Here is a 24,735-nt window from a genome sequence, read left to right on the forward strand (position 1 = left end):
ACGACGCGATATATGAGAAAGGAGCAAGCATGGACCTCGACAAAGTCCGTAAACGATTCCTGCCGATGAGCGAAACGATGTTCTATATTTTGTTTTCGCTAAGGGAGGAGCGCCACGGCTACGGTATTATGCAGCATGTGCAATCTCTGACGTCCGGCCGGATTTCGCTGGGAGCCGGTACCCTTTATCAAAGTCTGGCGAAGCTGGAAGGCGACGGCTTGATTATTCAAACTGCCGAGATCGAACGCAAGAAATTTTACCTCGCCACCGAATCCGGAACGATCATTTTGCAGGAAGAAGCTCTTCGCATCTCGGAACTCTACCGGAACGTCGCAGAACTGCTGCCGCTTGAACACACTTAATTTTATAAGGTAAAAAGGAGGAATTTCGATGTCTACGCTAGCTCGCGCAATCGCTCTTGCCGCTCAATACCATGAAGGCCAGACCGATAAAGGCGGCCGTCCCTATGTCTTCCACCCTCTTCGCCTGATGCTCAAAGCGCTCACCGAGCCCGAACAGATCGCCGCCGTGCTGCACGACACGATCGAGGACACCGACCTGACCCTGGACGATCTGCGCAAAGAAGGCTTTTCAGACGAAATCGTGGAAGCGATCGACCGTTTGTCCCGCCGCGAAGACGAGACTTATCACGAGTTTATTTTACGGATCAAGGAAAATCGGCTGGCTGCACGCGTGAAAATTCTCGATCTTCAGGACAACATGGACCTGACCCGGATCAAGAAGCCGTCGGAAAAAGATCAGAAGCGCCTGCTGAAGTACAGCCAAGCTTTGGATACGCTGCTTTCCCATGACGAGACGCAAGAAGCAGACGAGAAAGATCAGAACCGATTATAAGCGTAATAAAAAGAGCCTTCGACTCCGCTATAAGTGCGGAGTCGAAGGCTCTTCAGATGCTTCATTTTCGGCGCAATATCCTTTCGGAAGCCAGCAGCATAGTGAAACCGAAGATCAAGTCCCATGCCGTCATCGAGTAGACCGAGAGCCGCTCGAACACGGCGGGGTGACCGAATATGCGCGAGACCATGATCCCCAGAGCTACAATGCCGATGATCCCTAAGCCTATACCGCTCCAACCTAATCCGGCACGCGAACGCCGAATCGATACGCCTCCCAGAATCACCGCCAGATTCCCGCCGATGATTGCCAGACCCGCTCCGAGCAAGTGCGGACTTAGTCCGTCGTAAGATACGCCGGGAAAATAACCGATCATGACGTTCCCGATGCCGTGGATCACAGCCGCCGCAAGCGCGAAGAACTTCGCTTTTCCTTCGAGCAGCGGCAGCACGAGCAAGTACCCCAACGCGAATAACAGCCCATGCGCCATAAATCCGGCATTCATGACCCAGGCCAGCGGCGACAACACTTCCCGCCCGTTGATCGTCAGCGGTCCGGCAACGCCCAGATCGCTGATGTAATTATAGGCGTAGCGGTAATTCGGCTCCTGCCAGGCAGAGGCCGAGATTGCTTCCGTCAGCACGTAAACCGCGGCGCCAAGAATGAACAATACGGCACCCAACGCGATTCTGCGCGAATCTTTCTTTTCTTTGACTATAGATACTGGCATGTCAGCTTCCTCCGTCAACTTCGGATAAGGTCTGCGATCAAGTGTCGAAGCTCCTGTTCACACTAATCACAGTCGTCTTACTCATTATAAAGCATCCGTTACCCGTACACCCGCCGAATGATCTCCTCGAAGTCCGGCTCCCGCATCTCCACGTCCTCGATCTCGCCCCAATGCCCCAGCTCGCGCAGTGCATCCATCGTCCGAACCTCCTCCCGATTGACCTCGACGGTCAACGTAGACTCGGTTCGAGACACGATGCGCATCGCGAAGCTGCTGTCGGCCGCATGAAGGTCGCTCTCCTGATTCGGTTGGACATGCGCTCCGGTCTGCATATCGCCCGATACGATCAGATCGTCGCCTTGCCCGGCCAACACATATCCGGCCCGGTACGTCACTTTGATCTCGGTCGGCAGCCCGATCTCCCGCCGCAATCCTTCCACCGTTCCGTCATACGTCAACCGGCCGCCGCCGATCACCATCACGCGGCGGCAAAGCTGCTCGATATCGTCCATGTCATGAGTGGTGAGCAAGATTGTTTTGCCGAATTCCTCGTTCAATACTTTTAAAAAGCCCCGGATATTGCGCTTGGCATTGACGTCCAAACCGATCGTCGGCTCGTCCAGAAACAGCAGCTCGGGATCATGCAGCATAGCCGCCGCGATATCCGCGCGCATCCGCTGACCGAGCGACAGCTTGCGTACGGGCGTATCCCAGAACTCGTCCAAATCCAGCAGTTCCGCGAATTCGCCGAGCCGCCTGACTTTGTCCGCGTCATCCACCCCGTACATATGCGCCAAAATATCGTACGAATCTTTCACCGGCAGATCCCACCACAACTGACTGCGCTGTCCGAATACCACGCCGAGTCTCGAAGCGCAGCGCAACCGGTCGCGATGCGGATCAATGCCGGCCAACTTTACGCTTCCGGAAGAAGGATGCAGGATGCCGGTCAACATTTTTATCGTCGTCGATTTGCCTGCCCCGTTGGGACCGATATAACCGACGAAGTCTCCTTTTTCCACCGTAAACCCGATATCCCGCACCGCTTCCTTGGTCGTATACTCCCGCGAGAACAACGAACGAATCCCCGAGAATCTCCCCTGCGCCACGACCGGCGTTTTGAAGCTTTTGCACAGTCCGACCGCTTCGATTGCCGCTTCGCGTTCAGCTTGAACAGTCGGCATATCCCTACTCGTCATCATTTCCATGCTCATCCTCCTTTCAGCTTCCCGTGCTCTGATATTTGCTGATCCCGAATTTCCAGAAACGCAGCGCCAGCAGGACGGCCAGACACGAAGCAGCGGCGAGCACCGGAAATACCCACAGCCCCAGCTCTCCCCGCAAAATGTACAGCGCAGGCACGTATCCGACCAGTCCGACAGGAACCGCCGTTAACAGCAATCCCGACATCCAGCCCGGATACAGCGTCAGCGGATAACGCGCCGCTGTCTGCGCCGCGTCTTCGGTCATATTTTGAAGCATGGAGATCCGCGTCGTCCAAAATCCGCACGTCGCCGTCGCCATCCCGATTGCGAACAGCACTACTCCGCCCGTCACGATGGCAAAAAGCGTCTGCGGAATCGCCCACCACGTCACCTGTCCGGTGCGCAGCATCTCCCCGAGCGCCCACGCCAGGATCGCGCCGCCTTGCAGCAGTTCGCCGGGCATTAGGCGGAACCCGCGCGGCATCAGCGAAAGCAGCACGGGAAGCGGCTTGGTCAGCAGTTGATCCAACTCGCCTTCCACCAGATAACGCTCCAGGTTGTGCACTTCATTGCCGAACGTGCGGTACAGCGTCTTGGCGAGCGTCATCACGGCAAATAAATACCCGACCTCGTGCATCGTCCAACCGCGCACCGCGCCGAACTTCGCCAATACGATCGCGATCATCAGAAATTCGGACAGTTGAATAATCGCAGCCAATACCGTGCCGAAAGCAAAATTAAACCGATACTGCATCCGACTGCGAACGCTGGTGCGAATCAAAATGAGATACAGCTTTATGTAATTCTGCAGCGCAACCCTTCGATCCCCTATCGTTCGCTCGTTCATCCGCCCTGCACCTCCACCTTATGCCGCAGCAACTTCGTTGCCAGCAGGCACAGCAAAGTCAACGCGGCGCACCACGCCAGCGTTCCGAGCAGCAGCACGGGATCGCCTTTTCCCAAATAAAACTGCGTCGGCGCGTATAACATGAACGGATACGGCGACGCCCATGCTACGGTTTGCAGCCAGTCCGGCAGCCATTCCAGCGGAATAAAGAACCCGGCGAGCAGATTCATCAGCGCCTGATTGCCCCAATACAACCAGGAAGATTCCGTCGTCCATAACGCGCTGATCCCCATCATGTAATTCATGCAGATCGCCATGTACGCCGCGCCCGCGAGAGCCGTCAGCGCCAGAGGCAGCGTGCGTCCGCCGTCGATCGGAGTCAGGCCGAGCGCAAGCTGCATGACGATGTAGATGGGGATCGACTTGTACAGGAACTGATACGCGATCTGCCCCCATTCTTTCGCCATCAGATGCGTGAACAGGTGCACCGGACGCATCAAATCGAGCGCAATCTGCCCGGTGCGGACCGACTGCGGAATCCCGAGTCCCATGGTTGTGAAGCTCGCGACCCATAGGGAGGTCTGAGTAAAGGTGATATAGTGCAGCATTCCGATCGTCCCGTAATCGCCGAGCGAGTGGTCGCGGCCGAGTCCGATCCAGATGCAGGCGTACAGATAACCGAAAGCGGCGCTCGCGAAATTATGCAGCAGATGCGAGCCTCTGTACTGGATGTTGCGCGCGTAAGCCTTGGCGGCCAACGTCTGGTAAAGCCGGGTATTGCTCCTGAAAGAAATCATCTTACACCTCCGATAAGCTTTGTGTTGACGGTAAACGTCCACTTCAGACAAGGTGAGAAAAAAAGAGAAGGTCACTAATATATCAGGAAGAGTTCGGGGAATGCAAGCGTTATTTTCGGGGAAAATGAAAAACGAGCGGCGGCGCAGAGACGGAATCGAGAAGCGCGTCGCGGGCAGAGAGAAGCATTTTTTCCAAGAACTCACCTCATTTTCGCGCACGAAAAAGCCGCCAAAAGCCCATTTTCGACTTCTGCGGCTTGAACGCGCTTCAAGATCGCAAGGCAGTGAATGACGGACGTTGTTCGCTTATCCGATATCGTCTACGACGACATTTCCGTTTCGGTCGAGCAAAGGCGTGATGCCGCCGCTCGAATTGGACACGATCCAGGTATAGACATAATTCACGCCGGTCTCCCGATCGACCAAAATCGCAATTTTAGTATTTCCGGTTTCAGGCAGATATTCCGAAGACTTTTCATAGAACCGGTTCGGACGTTCCTCTTTATTTCGGCTGAACATTCAGATTCCTCCTTAAGTATTCGCTATCGAATAACTATCGGTTTATCGTTCGAATCCTGCCTAGTCTCTCAATCTTCGGGGCCCGCAGATCAGCCGTCCTTCATCGCTTTTCGGAAGCACAGATACGCGATCAATGCAGCTCCGGCCGTCCATACTGCCATAACCCCGAGCGACGTCCATGAACCGCCCTGATGCAGCTCAAGCGCCTGCATCACCGGGAATTGCCCCAATGCGCGTCCCGCGATTCCGTCTTCCGGGACGATATTCAATGCTCCGATCATCGGCGTGAAGCCGAACAGGAACGAGAACGGCATCAGCAGCCCCGTCGTGGCCGCGGTCGATTTCGAAAACAACGCCATCGAGACGCCGAGCAGCAAAAAGAACAGGAACAACAGGATAAGCGCCGCGAGCGTTTTGACGTTCAGGAATGTGCCGATGCCGACAATCAGGGCGGATACGATCAGGGACGCCGCCGTCGCGATCCCCGTCACCATGCTTTTTCCGATCACGATATCCAGCAGCGAAGCGGGCGATCCGATCAAGCCGCGCAGCGTCTTTTTTTCTTTTTCTTCCGACATCATCGACAGGATCGTACCCGACGTGACCACCGCGAACAGGCCTCCGATGATGATGTAAGCCGCCGCCGGCGGAAACTCGGGCGTCCGGGTGACCCGGTCGAACGTCAGCGCGAGAATGACCGGGATCAAGATCGGAATAAGCAGCATCGGATTCTTCAGCAGATCCTTCAGGTCTTTTTCGAAAATGGCGCTTATGCGTCGAGTGCTCATTGTTCCAGCTCCTTTCCCGTTACTTTCAAAAAGATTTGCCCCAACGTCGGATTGTCGGTATGCATCGCTTTGACTTCGCCGGCGGCTACAAGCTCCCGAATTCGATCCGCGCTTGCCGGTCCGTTGTCGATTACCAGCCGCTCGCCCGAAAAGGTCTCCACGTGAAAAGCATGCGTCGAATACTTATATCGAAGTGCTTCGGGGCTGTCCAACTCTTGAAATTCTCCCAGATGCAAAAAGGCTACCCGGTCGCACAGCAGTGCCGCTTCCTCCATATTGTGGGTAGTGAGAAAAATGGTCGTGCCCGCGTCGTTGAGCTTTTGCAGACCGAGATGGATATGCGCCGCGTTTTGCGGATCCAGTGCGGACGTCGGCTCATCCAAAAACACCAGGTCGGGCTTGTGAATCAGCGCCTTCGCCAGCAGCACGCGCTGCTTCATGCCTTTGGACAATTTGGATACGGTTTGTTTGCGCGCGTCCTGCAGGTTGACCTCCTGCAAAATCTCGTCGATCCGCTGAAGCGGGACATCGTACAGTCGGCAAAACAGCTTCAAGTTATCGTAGACGGTCAGCCGCTCGTACAAAGCGCTGTTGTCCGACAACAGGCCGATCCGCGATTTGAAATCCGAACTGCCGAACTCCGCGGGATGCTGGCCCAGCACTTGCACCTGTCCGGCGCTCGCTTCAAGTTCCCCGGTCAGAATCTTGATGGTAGTCGTTTTCCCCGATCCGCTCGGACCGAGCAATCCGAAGATTTCTCCTTTTTTCACATTGAATCCGATGCTTTTGATCGCGGTGCTTTCGCCGAACGCCTTGCTCACTCCTTTGACTTCGATCGCTTGTTCCATGGTGAATCCTCCCTTTCGTTGAACTGCCTTCATCGTAAAGGGAAAATGCCGGAAATGCAGTCATATCGCGGTCAGACGTACCCTGGAGAAGACGAAATGTACCCCGGAACGGCTGAAAAGCATACAGATTTAAGTTTTAAAAAGCGGAATCCTACCCTCTTCGGCCGCAACGACGCCTGCGCTTCGAACGACCGCCGAGGCTCACTCCAAACTGAACCTCTCCTGAATATCCTGAATTTTGGAACGCGAAAGCGGGATCGTGGACTGCTGCTTGTTATCGATTCGGAGCGAATAGGCATTTTTGGACCAAGTGATAATCTCGCGTACCTTTTGCAGATTCACGATATACGAACGGTGGCAGCGATAGAATCCGTACAGCTCCAATTTCTTCTCGATCTCCGCCAGCGTGCAGTCCATCATATACGTCTCCCCGTCCACGATGATCGCGGCTTTCCCGTCCTGGCTTTCGATATAGTCGATCTCCGGCGGATCGAACAAGATCATTTTGTCGTCTACTTTGGCCGGAATCCGGAATAATCTCGCGCTTGCCGGGACGTCGGTTTTGTCCGCGTCGGAAAGTGCCGCCGCCTCTTCGTCCGTCTCGATCGGCCGCAAACCGCTTGGCTGAAGCTTGTACGATAAGTCACCAAGCAGCAGCGCATGTTCCAGATTAGAGAGCAGAAGCAAAGCGGCTGCCGGCCGTTCTTTGATCTTCCTGAGCAGCCGCAAAAACACCCGAATCGTCAGCACGTCCACGCCTTGCACCGGCTCGCGGAACACCATCAAGTCGGCGCTGCGGATATAGGCTTTCGCGTAATGGACGCGGCGCAGCTCGGATTCGGAACATTTGCGCAGCGGACGCTCCGCGCAGCCTTGCAGTTCGAACAAGACCAGAAGCTCGGGTACGGTGACTTCGAACCCGAACCATTTGCGGTAAAAAGCAATATTGTCTGCTACCGTCAGACGTTCGTACAGGCCGTCTTCAAAATCGAAAACCGGGATTTGTCGCCGATGCAGCCCCTCGACCAGTAAAGCCTGCATATCCATGTCGCTGTAGACCGCCGAGGCTTGAGCAGGCCGAAGCTCCAAGGAGAAGCTCGGCAGTCCCTCTTCGTCGACGCCTCCGAAATCCATGTTCATATCGGTCATGAAGAAATCTCGCCCTTTCCGTAAACACGCATATCGGTAACATGACGCTCCAAAATCATTCGGATCGCGCGAATCCGCCGGGGATCGATGGGCGCCGAGGCTTTGCCGTCGAAGCGGGCCGCGGAGCCGATATGAATCCGCGCAGCGCTTGTTACATCGAGAAAAGAAGGTAAATTCTCCGCTGTCAAACCCGCACCGGCCAAAATCTCGGGCGGCTTGCCCGCCTTCGAGCCGCGCAGAAGCTCCGCGAGCCGCTGCGCTCCCTCGGGCGCGTTCGGCGCTCCGCCCGACGTCAGAATATCCGTCACCTGCGGGTAGACGGACAGTACATTAAGCGCGCGCCGGAGGTCTTCGGCCTCGTCGAACGCGCGGTGAAACGTGAACGCGAGGTCGGGCCCCGCGTTCAGCAGTCCCTCCAATGCGGACTGATCCACCGTCCCTTCCGGCGTCAACGCGCCGGTCACGACGTCAAGCCCGCCTGCGGCGGCGATGCGGCGAATATCCCGCCGCATCAGCTCCAGTTCGTCTTCGGCGTAGACGAACCCGCCTCCCCGCGGCCTGACCATGACGCGGATCGGCACTTGAACGGCGCGGCGCATCTCCGCCGCCAAAGACAGGTCCGGCGTCACGCCGCCGACCTGCGGATCGGCGATCCATTCGATCCGGTCCGCGCCTCCCCTTTCCGCTGCCGCGGCATCCTCCGGCGTGCAGGCAATCACTTCAAGCAGCATGATAGTTCCTCCGTTTCAATGATCGGAATCAGGTACTCGTCTTGTTGATGCTTCTTCATTGATTTCATTGTAACGCAAAAAGACTGCCGAAGGTTTGTCCCGGCAGTCTGGATTTTGAAACGTGCATTGATGCGCGCCTTGCTTACGGTTAACGGAATTCGGGCGGGATTCTGCGGGCTACGCCTGTTTTCATGGCGGCTTTGACGACGGCGTCGCGGATGCGGTCGACGACTTTGTCGTTGAATACGCTCGGGATGATATATTGTTCGTTGAGTTCGTCGTCTTCGACGACGGATGCGATGGCTTGGGCGGCGGCGACCTTCATGGCTTCGTTGATGACGCTGGCACGGCAGTCCAATGCGCCGCGGAACATGCCCGGGAAGCACAGTACATTGTTGATCTGGTTAGGGAAGTCGCTTCGGCCTGTAGCCAAAACGCGGACGTGAGGCTCGGCCAATTCCGGGTCGATTTCCGGATCGGGGTTTGCCATCGCGAACACGATCGGGTCGGGTGCCATCGATTTGATATGATCCAAGGTCAGCAGGTTCGGACGGGATACGCCGATAAAGACGTCGGCTCCTGCAACGACTTCATGCAGTTGGCCTTTTTCTCCGTTTGGATTGCAGTTGTCCGCGATCCATTCCCACATCGGATTGTCGTATTTGTCCGCCTTGTGCAATGCGCCGCAATGATCGACCGCGATCACGTTGCGAGCGCCTGCGGATAGCAGCATTTTGATACAGGCCGAACCGGCTGCGCCGACGCCCAGGAGCACGATTTTGGCGTCCTCCAATTTTTTTCCGACGATGCTCAAAGCATTTAACAAGCCCGCTAATACAACAACCGCCGTTCCGTGCTGATCGTCGTGGAAGACCGGAATATCCAGTTCCTCTGCCAGTCTGCGTTCAATCTCGAAGCAGCGGGGCGAGCCGATGTCCTCCAGATTGATGCCTCCGAACGCGGGTGCGATCAATTTGACTGTGCGAATAATTTCCTCGGTGTCCTTCGTATCGAGACAGATCGGGAACGCATCGACGCCGGCGAACTGTTTGAACAGCATCGCTTTGCCTTCCATAACGGGCATTGCCGCTCTCGGTCCGATATCGCCGAGTCCCAGCACGGCCGTTCCGTCAGAGACAACGGCCACAGTGTTGCGCTTGATCGTCAGCGTAAATGCTTTCTGGGGATCTTCATGGATCGCACGACATACCTTGGCAACGCCCGGCGTATAGACATGGGACAGATCCTCACGGTTTTTAACCGGCGTTTTTGATTGAATCTCGATTTTTCCGCCTAAATGCGCCAAAAACGTACGGTCCGATACGTTAACGATCGTTACGCCCGGCAGCGCTTCGACCGCCTCAAGTACCGCTTCGCGCATTTTTTCAGGCAAATTGACGGTTAGGTCGCGGATGGTGTGTTCAGGACTGGCATGAATCACGTCGATTGCGACAACGTCACCGCCGCCATCTCCGATTGCTCCCGCCACTTCACCGAACGTGACCTGTCTTTTATCCATTTGCAAACGTATAATCATGCTCGTTCCAAGGGCCATCGTCTACCTCCTGAGGATACGGAATGGGGAGAAGTCACAACACCTCGCCCGCTAACTGATAACGCTTACATCTAAATCCGCCATTATTATAGCACAACTATGTCTTCTCCGCTCGTACTGGGCCGCGTCAACAGCAAAGGCAAGGGTGCTTGGTTGATCCCCGCAAAAGATTAACGCAAGAATGGAATTATGTATTAGTTTGTTAACTCAAGGTCCGCCCGCCCTCGTCATGCTATAATGGGAGAGACAGAGAGAGCACCTAAACAGATAAATAACACCGCAGAAGAAAAAGCGAAAGCGCGGCAATCCAACATACTTGTCGCGACATCCGCATCCGGAGGGAAACGCACATGGAGAGAAGCATTATCTTTTTCGACCTTGACGGCACACTCCTGAACGACGAAAAGAAGATCAACGAATCAACCCGCGAAGCCGTCGCTTCGCTGAAAGAACAAGGCCACATCGTTGCCATCGCAACGGGCCGGGCTCCCTTCTTTTTCGATCATATCCGCAAAGAACTGGACATCGATACGTACGTCAGCTACAACGGCTCGTATGTCGTGCTTGAAGGCGAAGTCCTGTTCACGAATCCATTGAACGCGGAAGCCTTGCAAAGACTGACAGACACCGCTTTGCAAAATGAACACGCCGTCGTCTACATGGATCATGAAGACATGCGCGCCAATGTACCCGATAACGAACGCGTATCGGAAAGTATCGGCACATTGAATATCGGTACTTTGCCCGCACACGATCCGTCGTACTACAAAGATCGTTTTATTTATCAATCCCTGCTGTTCTGCGCGGAAGGCGAAGAACAACCTTACGAATCGCTGGTCAGCGCTTTCGATTTTGTGCGCTGGCATCCGTTTTCCGTCGACGTGCTTCCTTCGGGAGGCAGCAAGTTTAAGGGAATCGGCAAGATCACGGAGAAACTCGGCATTCCGCCAGAGCGCCAATATGCGTTCGGCGATGCGTTGAACGATCTTCAGATGCTCAAAGGAATTCCGAACAGCGTTGCCATGGGCAGCGGAATGCAAGAAGCCAAGGATGCAGCCAAGTGGGTCACCACTTCCAATAACGAAGACGGCATCGCGCAAGGGCTGAAGCTGGCAGGACTGTTGTAAATCAAGAGCTTATTATACAAAGAAGCGGGGGCGCAAACATGGAGCAAAGCATTATCTTTTTCGATATCGACGGTACGCTGGTAGACGAACAAAAAAACGTGCCGCAATCCGCCAAAGACGCGATCCGCGAACTGAAAAAGCAAGGTCATATCGTAGCGATCGCGACAGGTCGACCGCAATTCATGTTCAAAGAGATCCGCGAAGAGCTGGACATCGACACCTACGTCAGCTATAGCGGTCAATACGTCGTGCTGAACGGCCAAGTCATCTACACCAATCCAATCGACAAAGGTTCGCTCGAGCAAATGACGGATATTGCCATGAAGCACAATCATCCGGTCATCCTGATCGACGACGAGGAAATGAAAGCCACCGTGCCCAACGACGAATTCGTCGCGCAAGGCTTCGGCATGCTGTTCAATTACATCTCGCTCGCAACGCCGGACCCGGAATTTTATAAAACGGGCTTCGTGTATCAGGCTTCGCTATTCTGCAACGAAGAAGACCAAAAACTGTACGACTCGGTCTTCCCTGCTCTGTCCTTCATCCGATGGAGCCCGATCTCCGCAGACGTTCTGCCGGCAGGCGGGAGCAAACTCGAAGGCATCCGCAAAATTACGGAAAAACTCGGCATTCCGCCGGAGCGCCAGTATGCGTTCGGCGACGCGCTGAACGATATGGAAATGCTGAGCGGCATTCCAAACAGCGTCGCAATGGGCAACGGCCTTCCGGAAGTCAAAGCCGTCGCCAAGTGGGTAACGAAAACAAACGAAGATGACGGAATCGCGCACGGCCTCAAATTGGCCGGACTGCTTTGAGATCCTATTCGTTGGTAATGGCTTAGGGGCGCCGTGGGAATTTCGTTTCGGTCGCGTGTTGCAATCGGGAAGCAGGATGAGGTTTAAATGGAAGCTTCCCGATTGCAAAGGCGAACGTTTCACTCCTGCACTGAAATTCCCCCTCTGCCCTTGCCGTTTACCGACTCATAAACCTCAAAGCAAAAGGCGGCGAATTTGCCGCCTTTTTTATATAGGGAAAAGATTTTAAAACAGTTAAGTTCAAGTAGGGCGTGTACGCAAACTCCGCCGGGAGCAGATTGAGCTGGATTTTCGTTCTCGGCAAGGAATTTTCCTGAAGGCGTGCCGGGGCACGTCAAAGGAAAATGACGCCGAAGAGGGCGAAAAGACAGGTCAAGATGCACGTCGTTGAGTTTGCGTACACGGCCTAGAGAAGCGGAGAGAGAAATTCAGTGAAAGACGCCTTTGAACTTGGAAAACAACCCTCTAAAATTCCTATCCAGTTTTCCAAGTGAGACAGCGTATTGAACGAATTTCTCTTGCAGCTCTTGAATGGTTTAATCGAATAGTGTTTTTAAGGCGGCAGAAGAGTGCAACATGCTATACTAACAAAAGAATTACGGACGGGGCTTTGGCGGCCCGGTGGGTATTCGTTTATCAAACCTTTGGAGGTTCCTATTATCTATGCTTACTTTTGAACAAAAAATCGCGATCCTGGAGTCATTCTCGGCGCTTACGCGCAACGACGTGTCGATGGGACGAGTCAATTATCATTTTGAAGGAAGCGCGCACGAAAAGAAAATCGTCGGCTACCGCTTCCACCCGAACGGAAACGGCTTCGTGTTTGCGGGGCTGGTCGGGGATTACGATACGGACGACAAAGGCTTCGTCAACGTGCGCGACTTCACGGAAGCGCAGCTGCGCGAGATTGTCGATGCTTCGATCCGTTCGCTGTCGCCGGTCGGCGGAGCCGCTCCGTCCAAGCCCGTTTCGGCCGCTTCGGCGCAATCGACCGGGGACGAAATTTGGACGGACGGCGACGGGCAGGAACTGATTCTCCGCTTCGAGGACGATACGTTCTTCATCTATTCGGGATTCAGCCTGGAGATGGCGTTCGAGACGCGCGAAGAGACGGAAGAGTACTTGGCGGAAGAAGGCTTTACGTTCAACCGCAAGTAAAATCGGGCAAGTTCTCTCGGCGATCGCGCTTGTCGAACGAATTGCCCCGTAATCGCGAAAAAAGCCGCTTGAAGCACGTTCAAACGTGTCTTCAAGCGGCTTTTCGGCATCCTTGTCCTTCTCTTCCCATATGATCATAAAGGAACGATTCCGCTGATTGCGTTGGCGATTGCTTGCGGCCAAAAAGAACGCTGACCGCACAGCACTTCGATGCCCTGAATCACGGCCACCCATTCGTATTCGCTCACGCTGCCTTCCATCTGATCCTCGGTTTGCAGCCAATATTCATGGCCTTTTAACCGATGCTTTTTCATATCGACGAAAGCCGCTTCCTTGTTCGTTCCTTCAATGCGGTATCCGCCGATGTCTTGCTCGATCCGGTAATAACCGCGCAGGCCGGCATCGTATCCGTAATACGTTTCAAGACCGTTTTTTTCCCGGCTCAGACGCCCGACGACTTCTTCCCGTTCATCCCGGACTACCCATTTTTTCGATGACAGTTCCAGAGAACCCCGGTACAACACGTAATCGTCGCCGTCCAGCACGTACAGACCGTTTTCGCCTTCTCCTTTGTAATCGATCGAGCCTTTCCGGTTTCCGCCGATCTGACGAATGACGCCTTTGCCGAACGGCCTTTTTTGTCCGCAAAAATAAAGTTCCATGCCTGCCTCCCCCTTCGGTTCGATGCTGACAGCGTGTTTCGAATCTAAGTCCAATCGCCTCCGTCGCCATGCGCGTCGGCCAGGTCGGCCTGCATGTCTTCCGCAACCGATTGGATATCCTCCGGCGTAATCTGGATCAGCGGATAGCCTTCTTCTTCCCGCATCTGAAGCGCCGCTTCCCGGAAATAACGCGGACTGCCCGGTGATGCCTCGTCGTCGTAGACGAGCAGCATCCCGTCGCTTTTGCGCAGCAGCAGTCCGTCCCGCGCTTTGAACTGCCACGGCCCGCTGTAAGGCTCCTTGCTGACCAGTCCGTAGTAATCGATCTGTTTCTGCAAGGTCTGCCAATATTCTTTTTTCTCGTCGCTCCACTTCTCGTCCATTCCCGCGAATGCCGCAAGAACCGACAGCTTGAGCTGCGGATAATCTTGTTTGAGTTCGATCACCGCTTCGCACGCCCACAGATCGACGCCGTATTGGCCGGGCGTCAGCACCCACTCCAGCCCTTCTTCGATCAGCGGAATCAACCGGCGCTTGATCGCTTCGCGAATAAACGGGATACCCGGATGCTTTTGGTTGAAGATCCCGAGTTCGTTCGCGCGATAGCCGGTGACCAGCAAATTTTTCACGTTCGTACAGCCTCCCTGATGTCTTTCCCTTCAGTGTATCATATCGCGCGGATCGTTTTGTAGGTACGGTTAACCTCCGGAATTGGCTGACGAACTCTGACGCTTGCGGATCGCGTTGACGCCCATCACGACCGCGACCATCTCGTAATCGGACAGCCGCGAGCGATTGGAGAGCCGATAAGCGCCGCTGCGAATCCAACCGCTCGTACGGGCGAACCGCGCTACCTCGGTCCCGTTTTCGGTAATCACGTACTCTTTGGAAAAGTTCGGCGATTCGATCTCGTATATACCGCGCTCGCCCGCGTCGTATTCGAATTTTTTCGTGAACAAAGTAAATCTGGGACGCAGAAGGCCGATATCCCTCTCCCCCGCGTCCAGCACTCGCCAGCGGCGCAGCATCATTTGGAATCGTCCCGTATACAGCAGTTCGCCGCCCGGTCCGTACACGTCCAACGCCGATCCGATCATGCTTCTCAGATCCAGCCTTCCCGCCGCTTCGCCGGATTGATTCAAAATCTCGGTCTGTCCCGCGTTAAAAAAGTTATCCGAAAAATAAAGTTCCATTATTGTACGCCTCTCTTTCCCACTAACTCATCGTTCCTACGCATCATCGTTTCATGTCGCGCTGTACCTGATCTCGCCATGCTCAATCCCGAAGCAGCGTATTGATTCCCATCGCCACAGCCACCAGTTCATAAGCATCCAGCATCGACTCGTTGTGCAGCCGATAGACATCCGAGTTGCTCCAAAAGTTGTTTGTTTTGACCAATGAGGCCACCTCGCTTGGAGAGTCAGCATCCCCAACTCCTCCTTGGCCGGATTCATCACTTTCCACCAAAGCAGAAACGGCATCAGCTTGGCGGTATAACGCAGTTCGCCTTCCGGGCCGTAAATGTCGACGCGCGCTCGTGCCAGCCCGTGCAAATCCATCATGCCGACGTTCTCGCCCGCCTCATCCAGAATTCCGCTTTCCCCGGAACTGAAGAATGTATCTTTAAAATGCAAATCCGCATGCACGCTCATTGCTGTTTCCCCTCCCGCTTCGGTTCGCGTTCAAAGCTGGTCTTCTTCCCCTTGACACTTTGCTTGCCCGGTACGGTGCGCCCAAGCTTTTTTTACCCCTTTCAGGTTGATACATCACGTATGGACGCCAAACGTCCCAATTACTCGCCAAATCGTTTAACAGGAACAGGGGGTGGTTAATGGTTACTGCCGACCTTACATACTTCGATAGGTTCTGCTCCTTGTTTCTTCTTAGACGGTCGGTCATTACATTTTCGGAAGGATGAATTTTACCATGAAGAAAAAGTTAACTGCTGTCGCACTCGGTGCGGTACTTACGCTAACGGCATCGGCCGGCGTCTACGCAGGTGCCAATCTCCAAGAAATCCGCGCTTCCCTGAACAACGGTCTCGGCATCGTCGTGAACGGCAGCGCTTATACGCCGAAAGACGGCAACGGCAAAACGCTCGCTCCGATCACGTACAAAGGCACCACTTACCTGCCCGTGCGTTCGATCGGCGAAGCGCTGAACACCTCCGTAACCTATGATGCAAAAAATAGCCGCGTGGTGATCGGCGGCGGTATCTCTTCGGGTTCGACCGGCGGAAATACGACGACTCCTCCGACCGGATCGTCTTCCGTGCAACGACCAACAGCGATCCCGTCCGACTTCCCGCTTCCTTCCGATGCCAAGATCTACAATCTGGTGGAAGGCGTAGCAGGCGGAACGGGTACGCCGTCGGCAACGTTCAAGTATACGACGAAGCAGGATCTGCTGTCGCTCGGCAACCAGTACAAAGAATACTTCGCGAAAAAAGGCGCTACCAGCAAATCCGAGGAAGTCAGCGCATCGGCCATCTCTATTGTAGACGCGGGCGGATCGTTCGCCGTTACGATCGATGCCGAACCGGGCACGGGCAGCAGCAAAGGCTTCAACGTCGTAGACGTGGTATGGAGCGGCAAATAATAATCGACTTCGGTCGGTTAACCGCGGCGAATAAAAAGAAACAGCTTCGCTTTCCCAATCAGGAGAGCGAAGCTGTTTTTGCATGGAATCGTCCCATTAGCACGGTATCGTAGTAACGGCCGTCCGCGTGCTTCCGATCGTTTTTCAGTACGCCTTCTTTTTCGAATCCATGTTTGGCATACAGTCGAATCGCGGATTCGTTGGCAGCCAGCACCGACAGATTCACCTTCGCGATTCCGCTTCCGTCCGCCCAAGCCAGCGCATGCCGCAGCAGCTCGCCGCCGATTCCGTGTCCCCAATACGCTTTCGATATGCAGATGCCGAACTCGGCACGATGGGCGAATCTGCGCAAAGTACTCCCTTCGCATCTGGCGTAACCGACAAGGTTTCCGTCCGCTTCAGCGACAAGAAAAAGTCTGACGTCGCTCTCCGAGTCTGCCGCAATCAGCACCTTAAAGTCCTTTTCATCCATAAACCCTTCTCCGGCTTCGCGGTCCATATGTTCGGTCTCGCCGTCGATTTGTACGCGCAAAGCGGATAGCTCGGCGGCATCTCGCCGTTCGGCGCAGCGAATCGCGTATCGCAATCCTTTTCCGGCAAACGTCTTCGGTTCCATTCCTGTTCAGCTCCCCCTGCACAATACTCGGCTCAATCATGTTATTCTAACTTAAAGGATTAAAAGCTGAAAAGTAAAGGAGGCCCTCTCTATGGAACCGCCTGTCAAAAAATATCAAAGCGGCGTCGAAGCCACTCTCGATGTCATCGGCGGCAAATGGAAAAGCATCATTCTGTACCATCTGGTCACCGAAAAACGGCGCTTCAACGAACTGAGACGTCTTACCCCCAATATCAGCCATAAAATGTTGACCCAACAGCTTCGCGAACTGGAACGGGACGGACTTATTCTGCGCCACGACTACAACGAGGTACCTCCCCGCGTCGAGTACGAACTGAGCGAATACGGCCAAGGATTGATCGGCGTGCTGGACTTTTTTTGCTATTGGGGCGAAGCGCATGTGGAGCGGGTATACGGAGACAAAAGTCTCGCGCTGGAAGGCCCGTTCATGAGCGACGAAGAAGCTGCGCAATTCGCGAGCGGAGCAGGATTGAAGCAGGTCTGAGCCGATCCATAAGCGCGGTTACCGAAAAGTGCGTACTTACCAAATTTTTTGAACTCTCCTACAATGAGCCTTGTACCCGGATATCTTGTCAACGCTAAAAGTAAGGTTACGCCCCACTGAAACGTAATCCTCTGATTAAGAGTTGACAAGCTACTGACAACAGAATTCGGAAGGAGTGTTTGAAATGAAAACATTGGTAGTCGCCGCGCATCCTGCCTTGGAAACTTCGCGGATCAACCGTAAATGGCTGGAGGAAATTCGCAAATATCCGGAACAGATTACGGTCAGCTCATTATATGAGAAATACCCCGATAGCGTGATCGATATTGCCGCGGAGCAAGCGCTGGTGGAAGCCCATGACCGGATCATTTTGCAATTCCCGTTCTACTGGTTCAACTGCCCGCCGCTGATGAAGCAATGGCTGGACGAAGTGCTGCTGGAAGGCTGGGCGTACGGCGAAGGTTCCTGGTTGTTCGAAAACAAAAAAACGATCGGCCTTGCGGTATCGGTCGGCGTTAAAAAGCAGGATTACAGCCCGAGCGGCGAATATCTGCATGACATGAACACGCTGCTGCTTCCGTTCGAGATGACGGCGCGTTATTTGAAAAGCGGCTACGAAGAACCGTTTATCCATTACGGCGTGAATTCGCGGACGAGCGAGGAAGAGCTTCGGGAGAGCGCGGAGCGTTATGCGGGGCATTTGTTGAAGGCGACAGAAGTTAACGTTTAAAATTTGTGTTTTGCCGCTTCCTTTTGAATCGACGACAAAAAGACGCATTCCCGAAAAGGAGATGCGTCTTTTCATGTTAAGGCGAGTTCTCGTTACTGCACCTTCGTCTTGACCGACTGCGTCGTAATCAGTTTGCCCTGTTTATCGAAAGCAATGACCTCGATCGTGATGTTCTTGCCTTTATATTTGGAAAAATCGATTTCGGCCGTCCACGGCGGTGTGGTTGTCGCGCCTACCTGTTTGCCGCCGATCTTGTACACGACTTTGCCCAGCGTCGGCGACCAGGTTTTCACGTAGCCGGAGACTTTCAGCTTCTTGGCCGGAACGGTCGTCGTGATCGGATTGTAGGACAAAGTGGTGCTGCCGCCTACCGCGCTCAGGTAATACGGGTTCGCGATCGCTTTTTTGTACGTCGCCAGCATCTTGTCGTTGTTGGACAATCCGTAATATTTGACCCGATCTGTTGTTCCTTTGGCATCGACGTCGAACCAGAAAGCGGCCTTCACCTTCGGATACTTCATCGGCAGCGTCGCGTATAACTGCTGCGTCTGGTAGACGGACCATTCGGTCACGTCGCGCATTTTTTCCGGATACATATACGATACCGAACCTTCCGCGATCATGATCGGCTTCTTGTCGGCGTACCAATTATATACGGCATCCAGCTTTGCGATATGACTGCTGCGGTCGATGCCCTGCTTCAGCGGATCGGCCGTAGGATTGTAGATCGAGTACAAGCTGACGCCGACCCAGTCCACGTACTTGTCGCCCGGATAATAGCTCTGGATGTTGTCGATCGGATTGGCTCCCGGTGCCCACAGCATCGCGACATTGTTCGGCGCTTCCTTGTGGAAGACGTCGGCGACCAAACGGAACTTCTCGATATACGCCTGCGGCGTGCTTTTCCAAGGCGTCCAGTTCCCGTTCATCTCGTTGGCGAAACGCAGGAAGATCGGCACGCCGGATGCGGCCGCGTCTTTGGCGAGCTTGCGCAGATAGGCGTCGTCTTTCACCTCGGCCATCCCGCGAAGCGGCTGCACTCCAAGTTCGATCGCCGTGCCGTTGCGCTTGGCTGCATTGATATGGGATTGAATGGTCGAAAGCGACGTTCCGTAGGTAAAGTAGATCAGATAACCGGCGTGCTTTTTGCCCGTGAAGGTCGGATATTCGTCCGCGTAAAACTTGCCGCCCGCCGAGTTATGTACCTTCTTGTTTTGCTCCGCGTAGGCGCCGAGCAGGATCCCGTTCGCCGGTTCCAAAGGAGCCGAATCGCGGGTGCGGTTTTTGAGCGTCGCCGCGGACAGCCCCGTTTCGTAGTAGAGCTCGACAGAACTGCGCAGCGCGTCGGCTTTGCGCTGAACGGCGATGCTGTCCTGCACCAAGTTGATTTTCGCATAATACATCGCTTCGAGGTCCCAGCTGACGACGGCTTTATCGTATTGCTTCAGCTTGACGTAAGCTTCGCCCGCGTTGCGGTACATGCGTCCGGCATTGCCGTAATCTCGGCTCGCTGCCATTTCTCGTCCGGCCTGCTCGTATTTGGCAATGGCCTGCGCGTATTTCCCCTGTTTGTCCAGCCGCATGGCGTCGTTGTAAACGTTCCAGACGCTCGCCGCCTGCATGGTCTGCGGATGCACCGACGCCGCCGTCCCCGTCAGCAGCGCGGCAGCCAATAAGACGGCTCCCCATTTTTTGAATCCTGTTCGCGTTCCCCTCAACACGTTCATCCCCTTCTTCTCTTTGCTTCCTGCCCGTTTGCTTGCAGGCTATCTTTTCCTTTATCGGCAAAAAGGCCCCTTTCATGAAGGAAGGGGCGGGTTAAAATCCTGTTCGTGGGGGCAAAGCCGGGGGCGCTGCGGGAGAAATTCGTTCGAGACGCTGTCTCACCCGGAAAGTGGATTGGATTTGAATAAGGAATCTTTCCGGGTTCAAAGGTGTCTCTCACTGAATTTCTCCCTCCGCTGCAAGCTTTGCTGTGGAACACTCTTTAAACCGTGGAAGGTTGTAAAAATAACAAAGAGGAGCTATGCAATCAGCTCCTCTCTTTCGGGTCTTTAATAAATCCTGCTTGTAAGAAAGCGCAGAATGGAGGGAGAAATTCAGTTTAAAACGCCTTTGAACCCGGAAAACATACAACTTAAATTTCAATCAAGTTTTCCGGGTGAGACAGCGTTTTAAACGAATTTCTCCCGCAGCGTCCCTCGCTTTCCCGCACGAACAGGATTTTCAAAAGTAAACATCACAGTTTGAACTTGGCGCTCAAACGTTGGAGTTCTTCGGCCATCTCGGACAACGAGACGGCGCCGGCGGACATTTCCTGCATCGCCGCGGCCTGCTCTTCCGATACGGCGGAAACGTTTTGAATTTCTTCGGAGGTGCGTTCCATGCGGGAGCCGCCTTCCATGATCGCCGAAGCGACCGTTTCGACGACTTGAACCATCTCGCCGGAAGCTCGAACGGCCTGCTCGCTTTGCAAGCCGACGCGGCTGACGGTTTCGCGAATATGGCCGAACAGATCGCCGGTGGCATGAATGGCTTCGCTTCCCGCGGCCACGCGGTCCGAAGCTTCCCCGATCGCTTCGCTCAAGCGCGCAGTATCGGCTTGAACCATATCGATCATGCCGATGATCTGCGCGGCGGAAGCCGAAGATTGCTCGGCCAGCTTGCCGACCTCGGACGCGACGACGGCAAAGCCCCGCCCTTGCTCGCCGGCTCTCGCGGCTTCGATCGAAGCGTTGAGCGCAAGCAGGTTGGTCTGCTTGGCGATGCCGGTGATCAACTGGACAATGCCGCCGATTTCGGTCGAACGGCGATTCAGCGCTTCAACGGCCTCAGTCATTTCCTCCATGCCTCGGGAGGTAGACTCCATTTGTTTGACCGCTTCTCCGACGATCTCGACGCCTTGTTCCGACTGGGAGCCGGCACGCTCTGCCGCTTCCGACGTTTCGCCGACACGGTCGCGGATCACGACGATTTTATCCAGCATGCTCCCCATCATCTCGCCGCCCGATCGGGAAGTCTGAAGCTGCATTTCGCTCGATTCGGCCATTCGCTGCATGGAGGAAGCCGCGTGTTCCGCGCCGTCCGCGCTTTCTTGCGCCACCGATTTGAACTCTTCGGCAGCCGTCGCCAACGCTCCGGACGTCCGTCCGACTTCAAAAAGCACGCCGCGCTGATTTTCGCCCATCTGGCGCAGCGCCGAAGACAAGTCCTGCAACTCGCCTTTGAGTCCGGTCGGAAGTTCGTCCATTTTATCCAGCTCCCCGTTCGCCATGTATCCGACTTGACGGGTCAATTGTCCCAGCGGACGAGTGATGCTGCGCGCAATTACAAAAGATAGCAGAACGGACAACAATACGGCCGTGATCAATGCGCCGATCGAAATGACCAGAATTCGGCCGGTCTCGTCTCTTTGCGCAAAAGCGGAGTCGTTCATCGTTTGAATTTTCTGATCCATCGACACGCGCAGCGCGTCCGTCATTTGATTCACGATATCCTGCGTTTGTTTTTGCAGGGCCGCCGCTTCTTCGTCTTTATTTTCTTGAGACAGCAGCAGGATTTGCGTAACCGCCTGCTCGTAACCCGCAGCGGCTTGACGGAACATGTCGGCGCTCTCCTGTTCTTCGGCGGAAGTCAAAGTAGCCGTGTACGCCTCGATGGCCGCATTAAGTTCATCGATTGCTTTTTCGGCAGCCGCACGGCTCCCTTCCATATCGGCATCGTTTGTTTCCAAAATATTGCGCATTGTCAATTGATCGATCGTTTTGAGCCTGTCGTTCACTTGTTCCAACATCACGACATTGGGAATATCCCGGTCTTTCAACTCGTCTGCCCGATCCCGTAAATTCGAAGTCCCGATATTGGTCAAGCTGTTCAAAATAATAACCAAAACAATCATTGCGCCGAACCCGCCGAATAACTTCTGTCTGATCGTAAGCCTCATCTGGTTGCGTCTCCTCTGCTGTCCCTTTAAATTTCCGTAAATTGAATTGCATTCTGTATATTTCGGCAACTTGTTTGCTTTTATTAAGACTAAAGTCCTTGTTTCGACAAAAAAAGACCAAGCGGCTCGCGCCGATTGGCCTGTTTTGCAGGATGTAAATCAAAAGGTTCTTTTAGAATGCCGGATACGTATCCGTGTATTCTTCTTCCAGGAATTTCACGACTTCCGGCCCGCGCATGCGCTCGGCCAGCTTTTGGATCGCCGGGTCGTCTTTGTTGTCTTCGCGTGCCATCAGGGTGATGGCGAAGGCTTGCATGTCTTTTTCGACGATCAGTGCGTCTTTTTTCGCTGACAAGCCGAGAGGCTTCGCGTAAGCCGGGTACATCGTCACCAGATCGGCGTCGTCCATCATGCGGTTGAGGGTCAAGAGATCGACTTCTTTGAATTGGTAATTCTTCGGGTTCGACGTGATGTCTTGCAGCGTGGCTTTGATGCCGACGCCTTCCTTGAGTTCGATCATATCGTTCTGCTCCAGCAGCAGCAAGGAGTGCGCAATGTTCGGCGGGTCGTTCGGAATCGCGATGATCGCGTTATCCGGCAGCTCGTCGACCGATTTGTACTTTTTCGAATACCCGGCGTACAGGGCGTTGTAAACGGGTTGAACCGGCACGATGTTCGCGCCTTTCGCTTCGTTATACGCTTCGGCGTAAGGAACGTGCTGGAAGAAGTTCGCATCGACTTCTTTGTTGGCCAGAGCGTCGTTCGGCTGAATATTATCGGACATCTCGACAATCTCGAGGTTGATGCCGTCTTCGACGAGCAGCGGCTTAACCAGCAGCAGGATCGCGTCCATCGGCGCAGGCAGGGAAGCGACTTTCAGGGTAGTCAGTTCTTTGCTGTCCGTGTTTTCGGTGGCTGCCGTCGGCGCTGTCGTATCGTTTGCGTTGTTCGATGCAGTCCCGCCGCCTTGTCCGCAGCCGGCCAAAACGAGAAACATTGCAGTAAGAATAAGAAGCATGGACTTTTTCATGATCGTGTTGTACCCCCGTTGAATGATGTTTGGACTTGCCAAATTCCTGGTAGCTTGTTAACGTTTATCGATCTTGCGGGAAATCGTGCTGCCAACCACTTGCACGATCTGGACGAGCAGAACCATCAGGACGATCATGCAAATGGTGACGTCCATCTCGAATCGCTGGTAGCCGTAGCGGATCGCGAAGTCGCCCACGCCGCCGCCTCCGACGATGCCGACAACCGTCGAATACGAAATGAAGCTGACGATGGAAGTCGTGAGTCCCAATACCAAGCCCGAACGGGCTTCGACGTAGAGGAACTTCCATACGATCTCCAGGCGCGACGCTCCCATAGAGCGGGCTGCTTCGATAACGCCGCGCGGCACTTCGACCAGCGCTTGCTCGACGAGCCGCGAGTATCCGGCAATGGCGACCACCGCCAGCGGAATGGTTGCCGCCGTCGTCCCGATGGTCGTGCCGACGATCATGCGGGTCAGCGGGAACATGAACACGACCAACAGAAGGAACGGGAATGAACGAATGACGTTGACCAACGTGTTCAACAATACCGAAGCTGCCCGATTTTCCAACATGCCGCCGGGTCTGGTTACAAAGATTAGCGTCCCCAGCGGAATGCCCAGAATTACGGCCGCAACGGTGGACATGCCGACCATGTAGAACGTCTGGCCGATCGCTTCCCAAATCTGTTCCTGATACTGCGTCCAGATCTCCATGATCCGTTCGATGCTCATGGCGCGTCCTCCTTATGTACAAGGCCCAAAATCTGCTCCCGGTACGATAAATTCGGACGAACGCGTTCTTCCGAGCGCTTCGGCAGATCGAACGTATCGACGACCGCGCCCATTTCCATGACGGACACGCGCGTGCAAATTTGCCGAACCACTTCCATCTCATGGGTAACGATGACGATGGTAACGCCCAACGTTCGGTTGATATGCAGCAGGGTATTCAACAGTTCCTCCGTCGTCTGCGGATCAAGCGCAGACGTCGGTTCGTCGCACAACAGCAGCTTGGGATTGCTGGCCATGGCCCGCGCAATCGCGACCCGCTGCTTTTGTCCGCCGCTGAGTTGGGCCGGGTACTGCCGAACTTTGTCCTCCAAGCCGACGAAGCTCAGAACTTCCGTGATCCGACGCTCCCGGTCGCGTTTAGGCGTTCTCGCCAGTTCCAATGCAGCAGCCACATTCCCGTGCACCGTGCGGTTGTGAACCAGATTGAACTGTTGAAAAATCATGCCGATCGACCGCCGTGCTTCACGCAGCTCGCGCTCGCTTACCCGCATAAGGTCGCGTTTTTCGAAAAACACGCTTCCCTCATCCGGCCGCTCCAACAGATTCATCAATCGCAGTAGCGTGGATTTGCCTGCTCCGCTCGTGCCGATGATACCGTGAATACCGCCTGTCTCAATCTCCATACTAACAGGGAGAACAGCTTGAAAAGTCTGACCCTGCGCGGTATACGACTTGCTGACTTTTTGCAGGGATAGAATAGCCATGCCCTCCTTGTACCAGTATTTTAGC

The 24,735-nt window shown here is 54.6% G+C and carries 28 protein-coding genes; 8 read left to right on the top strand and 20 right to left on the bottom strand.

Annotated features, from left to right (window positions below):
• Positions 1 to 29 precede the first annotated feature (29 nt).
• The gene (locus SACSAC_RS05155) at positions 30 to 362 is read left to right on the top strand and encodes a PadR family transcriptional regulator (RefSeq protein WP_037284126.1); all 333 of its coding nucleotides are present in this window, start codon (positions 30 to 32) and stop codon (positions 360 to 362) included.
• A 28-nt stretch (positions 363 to 390) separates the two neighbouring features.
• Positions 391 to 855 carry an HD domain-containing protein gene (locus tag SACSAC_RS05160; protein WP_037284129.1) on the top strand — a complete coding sequence of 155 codons (465 nt, stop codon included), beginning with the start codon at positions 391 to 393 and terminating at the stop codon, positions 853 to 855.
• A gap of 61 nt (positions 856 to 916) precedes the next feature.
• Here the strand turns inward: SACSAC_RS05160 and SACSAC_RS05165 are convergent, their stop codons facing one another.
• The 10 genes from SACSAC_RS05165 to SACSAC_RS05215 form a co-directional block, all read right to left on the bottom strand.
• Positions 917 to 1,585 carry a DUF998 domain-containing protein gene (locus tag SACSAC_RS05165; protein WP_051506883.1) on the bottom strand — a complete coding sequence of 223 codons (669 nt, stop codon included), beginning with the start codon at positions 1,583 to 1,585 and terminating at the stop codon, positions 917 to 919.
• A 98-nt stretch (positions 1,586 to 1,683) separates the two neighbouring features.
• Entirely contained in the window at positions 1,684 to 2,769 is a 1,086-nt protein-coding gene (locus SACSAC_RS05170) for an ABC transporter ATP-binding protein (protein WP_037292094.1), read from the bottom strand.
• 37 nt (positions 2,770 to 2,806) lie between these two features.
• A complete protein-coding gene (locus SACSAC_RS05175) occupies positions 2,807 to 3,637 on the bottom strand; it encodes an ABC transporter permease (protein ID WP_051506884.1) in 831 nt (276 codons plus the stop codon).
• Entirely contained in the window at positions 3,634 to 4,434 is an 801-nt protein-coding gene (locus tag SACSAC_RS05180) for an ABC-2 family transporter protein (protein WP_037284132.1), read from the bottom strand. Before SACSAC_RS05180 ends, SACSAC_RS05175 begins: the two co-directional genes overlap by 4 nt.
• Before the next feature lie 306 nt (positions 4,435 to 4,740).
• Positions 4,741 to 4,953, bottom strand: coding sequence for a DUF6440 family protein (locus SACSAC_RS05190; protein WP_037284138.1), 213 nt, complete (start codon positions 4,951 to 4,953; stop codon positions 4,741 to 4,743).
• Positions 4,954 to 5,042: 89 nt separating this feature from the next.
• Positions 5,043 to 5,741, bottom strand: a complete 699-nt coding sequence (locus SACSAC_RS05195) for an ABC-2 transporter permease (protein ID WP_037284141.1) — start codon at positions 5,739 to 5,741, stop codon at positions 5,043 to 5,045.
• Positions 5,738 to 6,589, bottom strand: a complete 852-nt coding sequence (locus SACSAC_RS05200; RefSeq protein ID WP_037284144.1) for an ABC transporter ATP-binding protein — start codon at positions 6,587 to 6,589, stop codon at positions 5,738 to 5,740. The genes SACSAC_RS05195 and SACSAC_RS05200 overlap by 4 nt, the downstream gene beginning before the upstream one ends.
• Before the next feature lie 201 nt (positions 6,590 to 6,790).
• Positions 6,791 to 7,738 carry a response regulator transcription factor gene (locus tag SACSAC_RS05205; RefSeq protein WP_037284145.1) on the bottom strand — a complete coding sequence of 316 codons (948 nt, stop codon included), beginning with the start codon at positions 7,736 to 7,738 and terminating at the stop codon, positions 6,791 to 6,793.
• Entirely contained in the window at positions 7,735 to 8,469 is a 735-nt protein-coding gene (locus SACSAC_RS05210) for a copper homeostasis protein CutC (protein WP_051506885.1), read from the bottom strand. Before SACSAC_RS05210 ends, SACSAC_RS05205 begins: the two co-directional genes overlap by 4 nt.
• Positions 8,470 to 8,617: 148 nt before the next feature.
• Entirely contained in the window at positions 8,618 to 10,024 is a 1,407-nt protein-coding gene (locus tag SACSAC_RS05215; protein ID WP_037284148.1) for an NAD-dependent malic enzyme, read from the bottom strand.
• 350 nt (positions 10,025 to 10,374) lie between these two features.
• Here SACSAC_RS05215 and SACSAC_RS05220 point away from each other — a divergent pair, with 350 nt between their 5' ends.
• The 3 genes from SACSAC_RS05220 to SACSAC_RS05230 all read left to right on the top strand — a co-directional run bounded on the left by SACSAC_RS05220 (position 10,375) and on the right by SACSAC_RS05230 (position 13,127).
• The gene (locus SACSAC_RS05220; RefSeq protein ID WP_037284151.1) at positions 10,375 to 11,151 is read left to right on the top strand and encodes a Cof-type HAD-IIB family hydrolase; all 777 of its coding nucleotides are present in this window, start codon (positions 10,375 to 10,377) and stop codon (positions 11,149 to 11,151) included.
• Between the two features lie 38 nt (positions 11,152 to 11,189).
• A complete protein-coding gene (locus SACSAC_RS05225) occupies positions 11,190 to 11,969 on the top strand; it encodes a Cof-type HAD-IIB family hydrolase (RefSeq protein ID WP_037284154.1) in 780 nt (259 codons plus the stop codon).
• A gap of 663 nt (positions 11,970 to 12,632) precedes the next feature.
• Positions 12,633 to 13,127 (top strand): hypothetical protein, encoded by a 495-nt coding sequence (locus SACSAC_RS05230; RefSeq protein ID WP_037284157.1) that lies wholly within the window; start codon positions 12,633 to 12,635, stop codon positions 13,125 to 13,127.
• Positions 13,128 to 13,261: 134 nt separating this feature from the next.
• On the opposite strand, the gene SACSAC_RS05235 is transcribed toward SACSAC_RS05230, so the two are convergent.
• The 4 genes from SACSAC_RS05235 to SACSAC_RS05250 all read right to left on the bottom strand — a co-directional run bounded on the left by SACSAC_RS05235 (position 13,262) and on the right by SACSAC_RS05250 (position 15,441).
• Complete coding sequence (locus tag SACSAC_RS05235) at positions 13,262 to 13,789, bottom strand: hypothetical protein (protein ID WP_037284160.1); 528 nt, start codon at positions 13,787 to 13,789, stop codon at positions 13,262 to 13,264.
• A 44-nt stretch (positions 13,790 to 13,833) separates the two neighbouring features.
• Positions 13,834 to 14,418, bottom strand: a complete 585-nt coding sequence (locus tag SACSAC_RS05240; protein ID WP_037284163.1) for an SLOG family protein — start codon at positions 14,416 to 14,418, stop codon at positions 13,834 to 13,836.
• Between the two features lie 69 nt (positions 14,419 to 14,487).
• Complete coding sequence (locus SACSAC_RS05245) at positions 14,488 to 14,982, bottom strand: LURP-one-related/scramblase family protein (RefSeq protein WP_037284165.1); 495 nt, start codon at positions 14,980 to 14,982, stop codon at positions 14,488 to 14,490.
• A gap of 51 nt (positions 14,983 to 15,033) precedes the next feature.
• The gene (locus tag SACSAC_RS05250) at positions 15,034 to 15,441 is read right to left on the bottom strand and encodes a hypothetical protein (RefSeq protein ID WP_037284168.1); all 408 of its coding nucleotides are present in this window, start codon (positions 15,439 to 15,441) and stop codon (positions 15,034 to 15,036) included.
• Between the two features lie 274 nt (positions 15,442 to 15,715).
• On the opposite strand from SACSAC_RS05250, the gene SACSAC_RS26835 reads away from it, so the two are divergent.
• Entirely contained in the window at positions 15,716 to 16,387 is a 672-nt protein-coding gene (locus tag SACSAC_RS26835) for a stalk domain-containing protein (protein WP_051506886.1), read from the top strand.
• Between the two features lie 58 nt (positions 16,388 to 16,445).
• On the opposite strand, the gene SACSAC_RS05260 is transcribed toward SACSAC_RS26835, so the two are convergent.
• Complete coding sequence (locus SACSAC_RS05260; RefSeq protein ID WP_037284171.1) at positions 16,446 to 17,003, bottom strand: GNAT family N-acetyltransferase; 558 nt, start codon at positions 17,001 to 17,003, stop codon at positions 16,446 to 16,448.
• A 91-nt stretch (positions 17,004 to 17,094) separates the two neighbouring features.
• Here SACSAC_RS05260 and SACSAC_RS05265 point away from each other — a divergent pair, with 91 nt between their 5' ends.
• Positions 17,095 to 17,508, top strand: a complete 414-nt coding sequence (locus SACSAC_RS05265) for a winged helix-turn-helix transcriptional regulator (protein WP_037284174.1) — start codon at positions 17,095 to 17,097, stop codon at positions 17,506 to 17,508.
• A gap of 184 nt (positions 17,509 to 17,692) precedes the next feature.
• On the top strand, positions 17,693 to 18,238 hold the full coding sequence (locus SACSAC_RS05270; RefSeq protein WP_037284177.1) for an NAD(P)H-dependent oxidoreductase: 546 nt from the start codon (positions 17,693 to 17,695) through the stop codon (positions 18,236 to 18,238).
• Positions 18,239 to 18,330: 92 nt separating this feature from the next.
• Here SACSAC_RS05270 and SACSAC_RS05275 read toward each other — a convergent pair whose 3' ends face one another.
• The 5 genes from SACSAC_RS05275 to SACSAC_RS05295 all read right to left on the bottom strand — a co-directional run bounded on the left by SACSAC_RS05275 (position 18,331) and on the right by SACSAC_RS05295 (position 24,704).
• Positions 18,331 to 19,965 carry a glycosyl hydrolase gene (locus SACSAC_RS05275; protein ID WP_245608582.1) on the bottom strand — a complete coding sequence of 545 codons (1,635 nt, stop codon included), beginning with the start codon at positions 19,963 to 19,965 and terminating at the stop codon, positions 18,331 to 18,333.
• Between the two features lie 512 nt (positions 19,966 to 20,477).
• Positions 20,478 to 22,181, bottom strand: a complete 1,704-nt coding sequence (locus tag SACSAC_RS05280; RefSeq protein ID WP_037284180.1) for a methyl-accepting chemotaxis protein — start codon at positions 22,179 to 22,181, stop codon at positions 20,478 to 20,480.
• A gap of 172 nt (positions 22,182 to 22,353) precedes the next feature.
• Entirely contained in the window at positions 22,354 to 23,211 is an 858-nt protein-coding gene (locus SACSAC_RS05285; RefSeq protein WP_037284182.1) for a MetQ/NlpA family ABC transporter substrate-binding protein, read from the bottom strand.
• Between the two features lie 57 nt (positions 23,212 to 23,268).
• The gene (locus SACSAC_RS05290) at positions 23,269 to 23,946 is read right to left on the bottom strand and encodes a methionine ABC transporter permease (RefSeq protein ID WP_037284186.1); all 678 of its coding nucleotides are present in this window, start codon (positions 23,944 to 23,946) and stop codon (positions 23,269 to 23,271) included.
• Entirely contained in the window at positions 23,943 to 24,704 is a 762-nt protein-coding gene (locus SACSAC_RS05295) for a methionine ABC transporter ATP-binding protein (protein ID WP_169833803.1), read from the bottom strand. Before SACSAC_RS05295 ends, SACSAC_RS05290 begins: the two co-directional genes overlap by 4 nt.
• Between the last annotated feature and the right edge of the window lie 31 nt (positions 24,705 to 24,735).

Origin of the sequence: Saccharibacillus sacchari DSM 19268 (assembly GCF_000585395.1) — a bacterium.
Lineage (GTDB): Bacteria > Bacillota > Bacilli > Paenibacillales > Paenibacillaceae > Saccharibacillus > Saccharibacillus sacchari.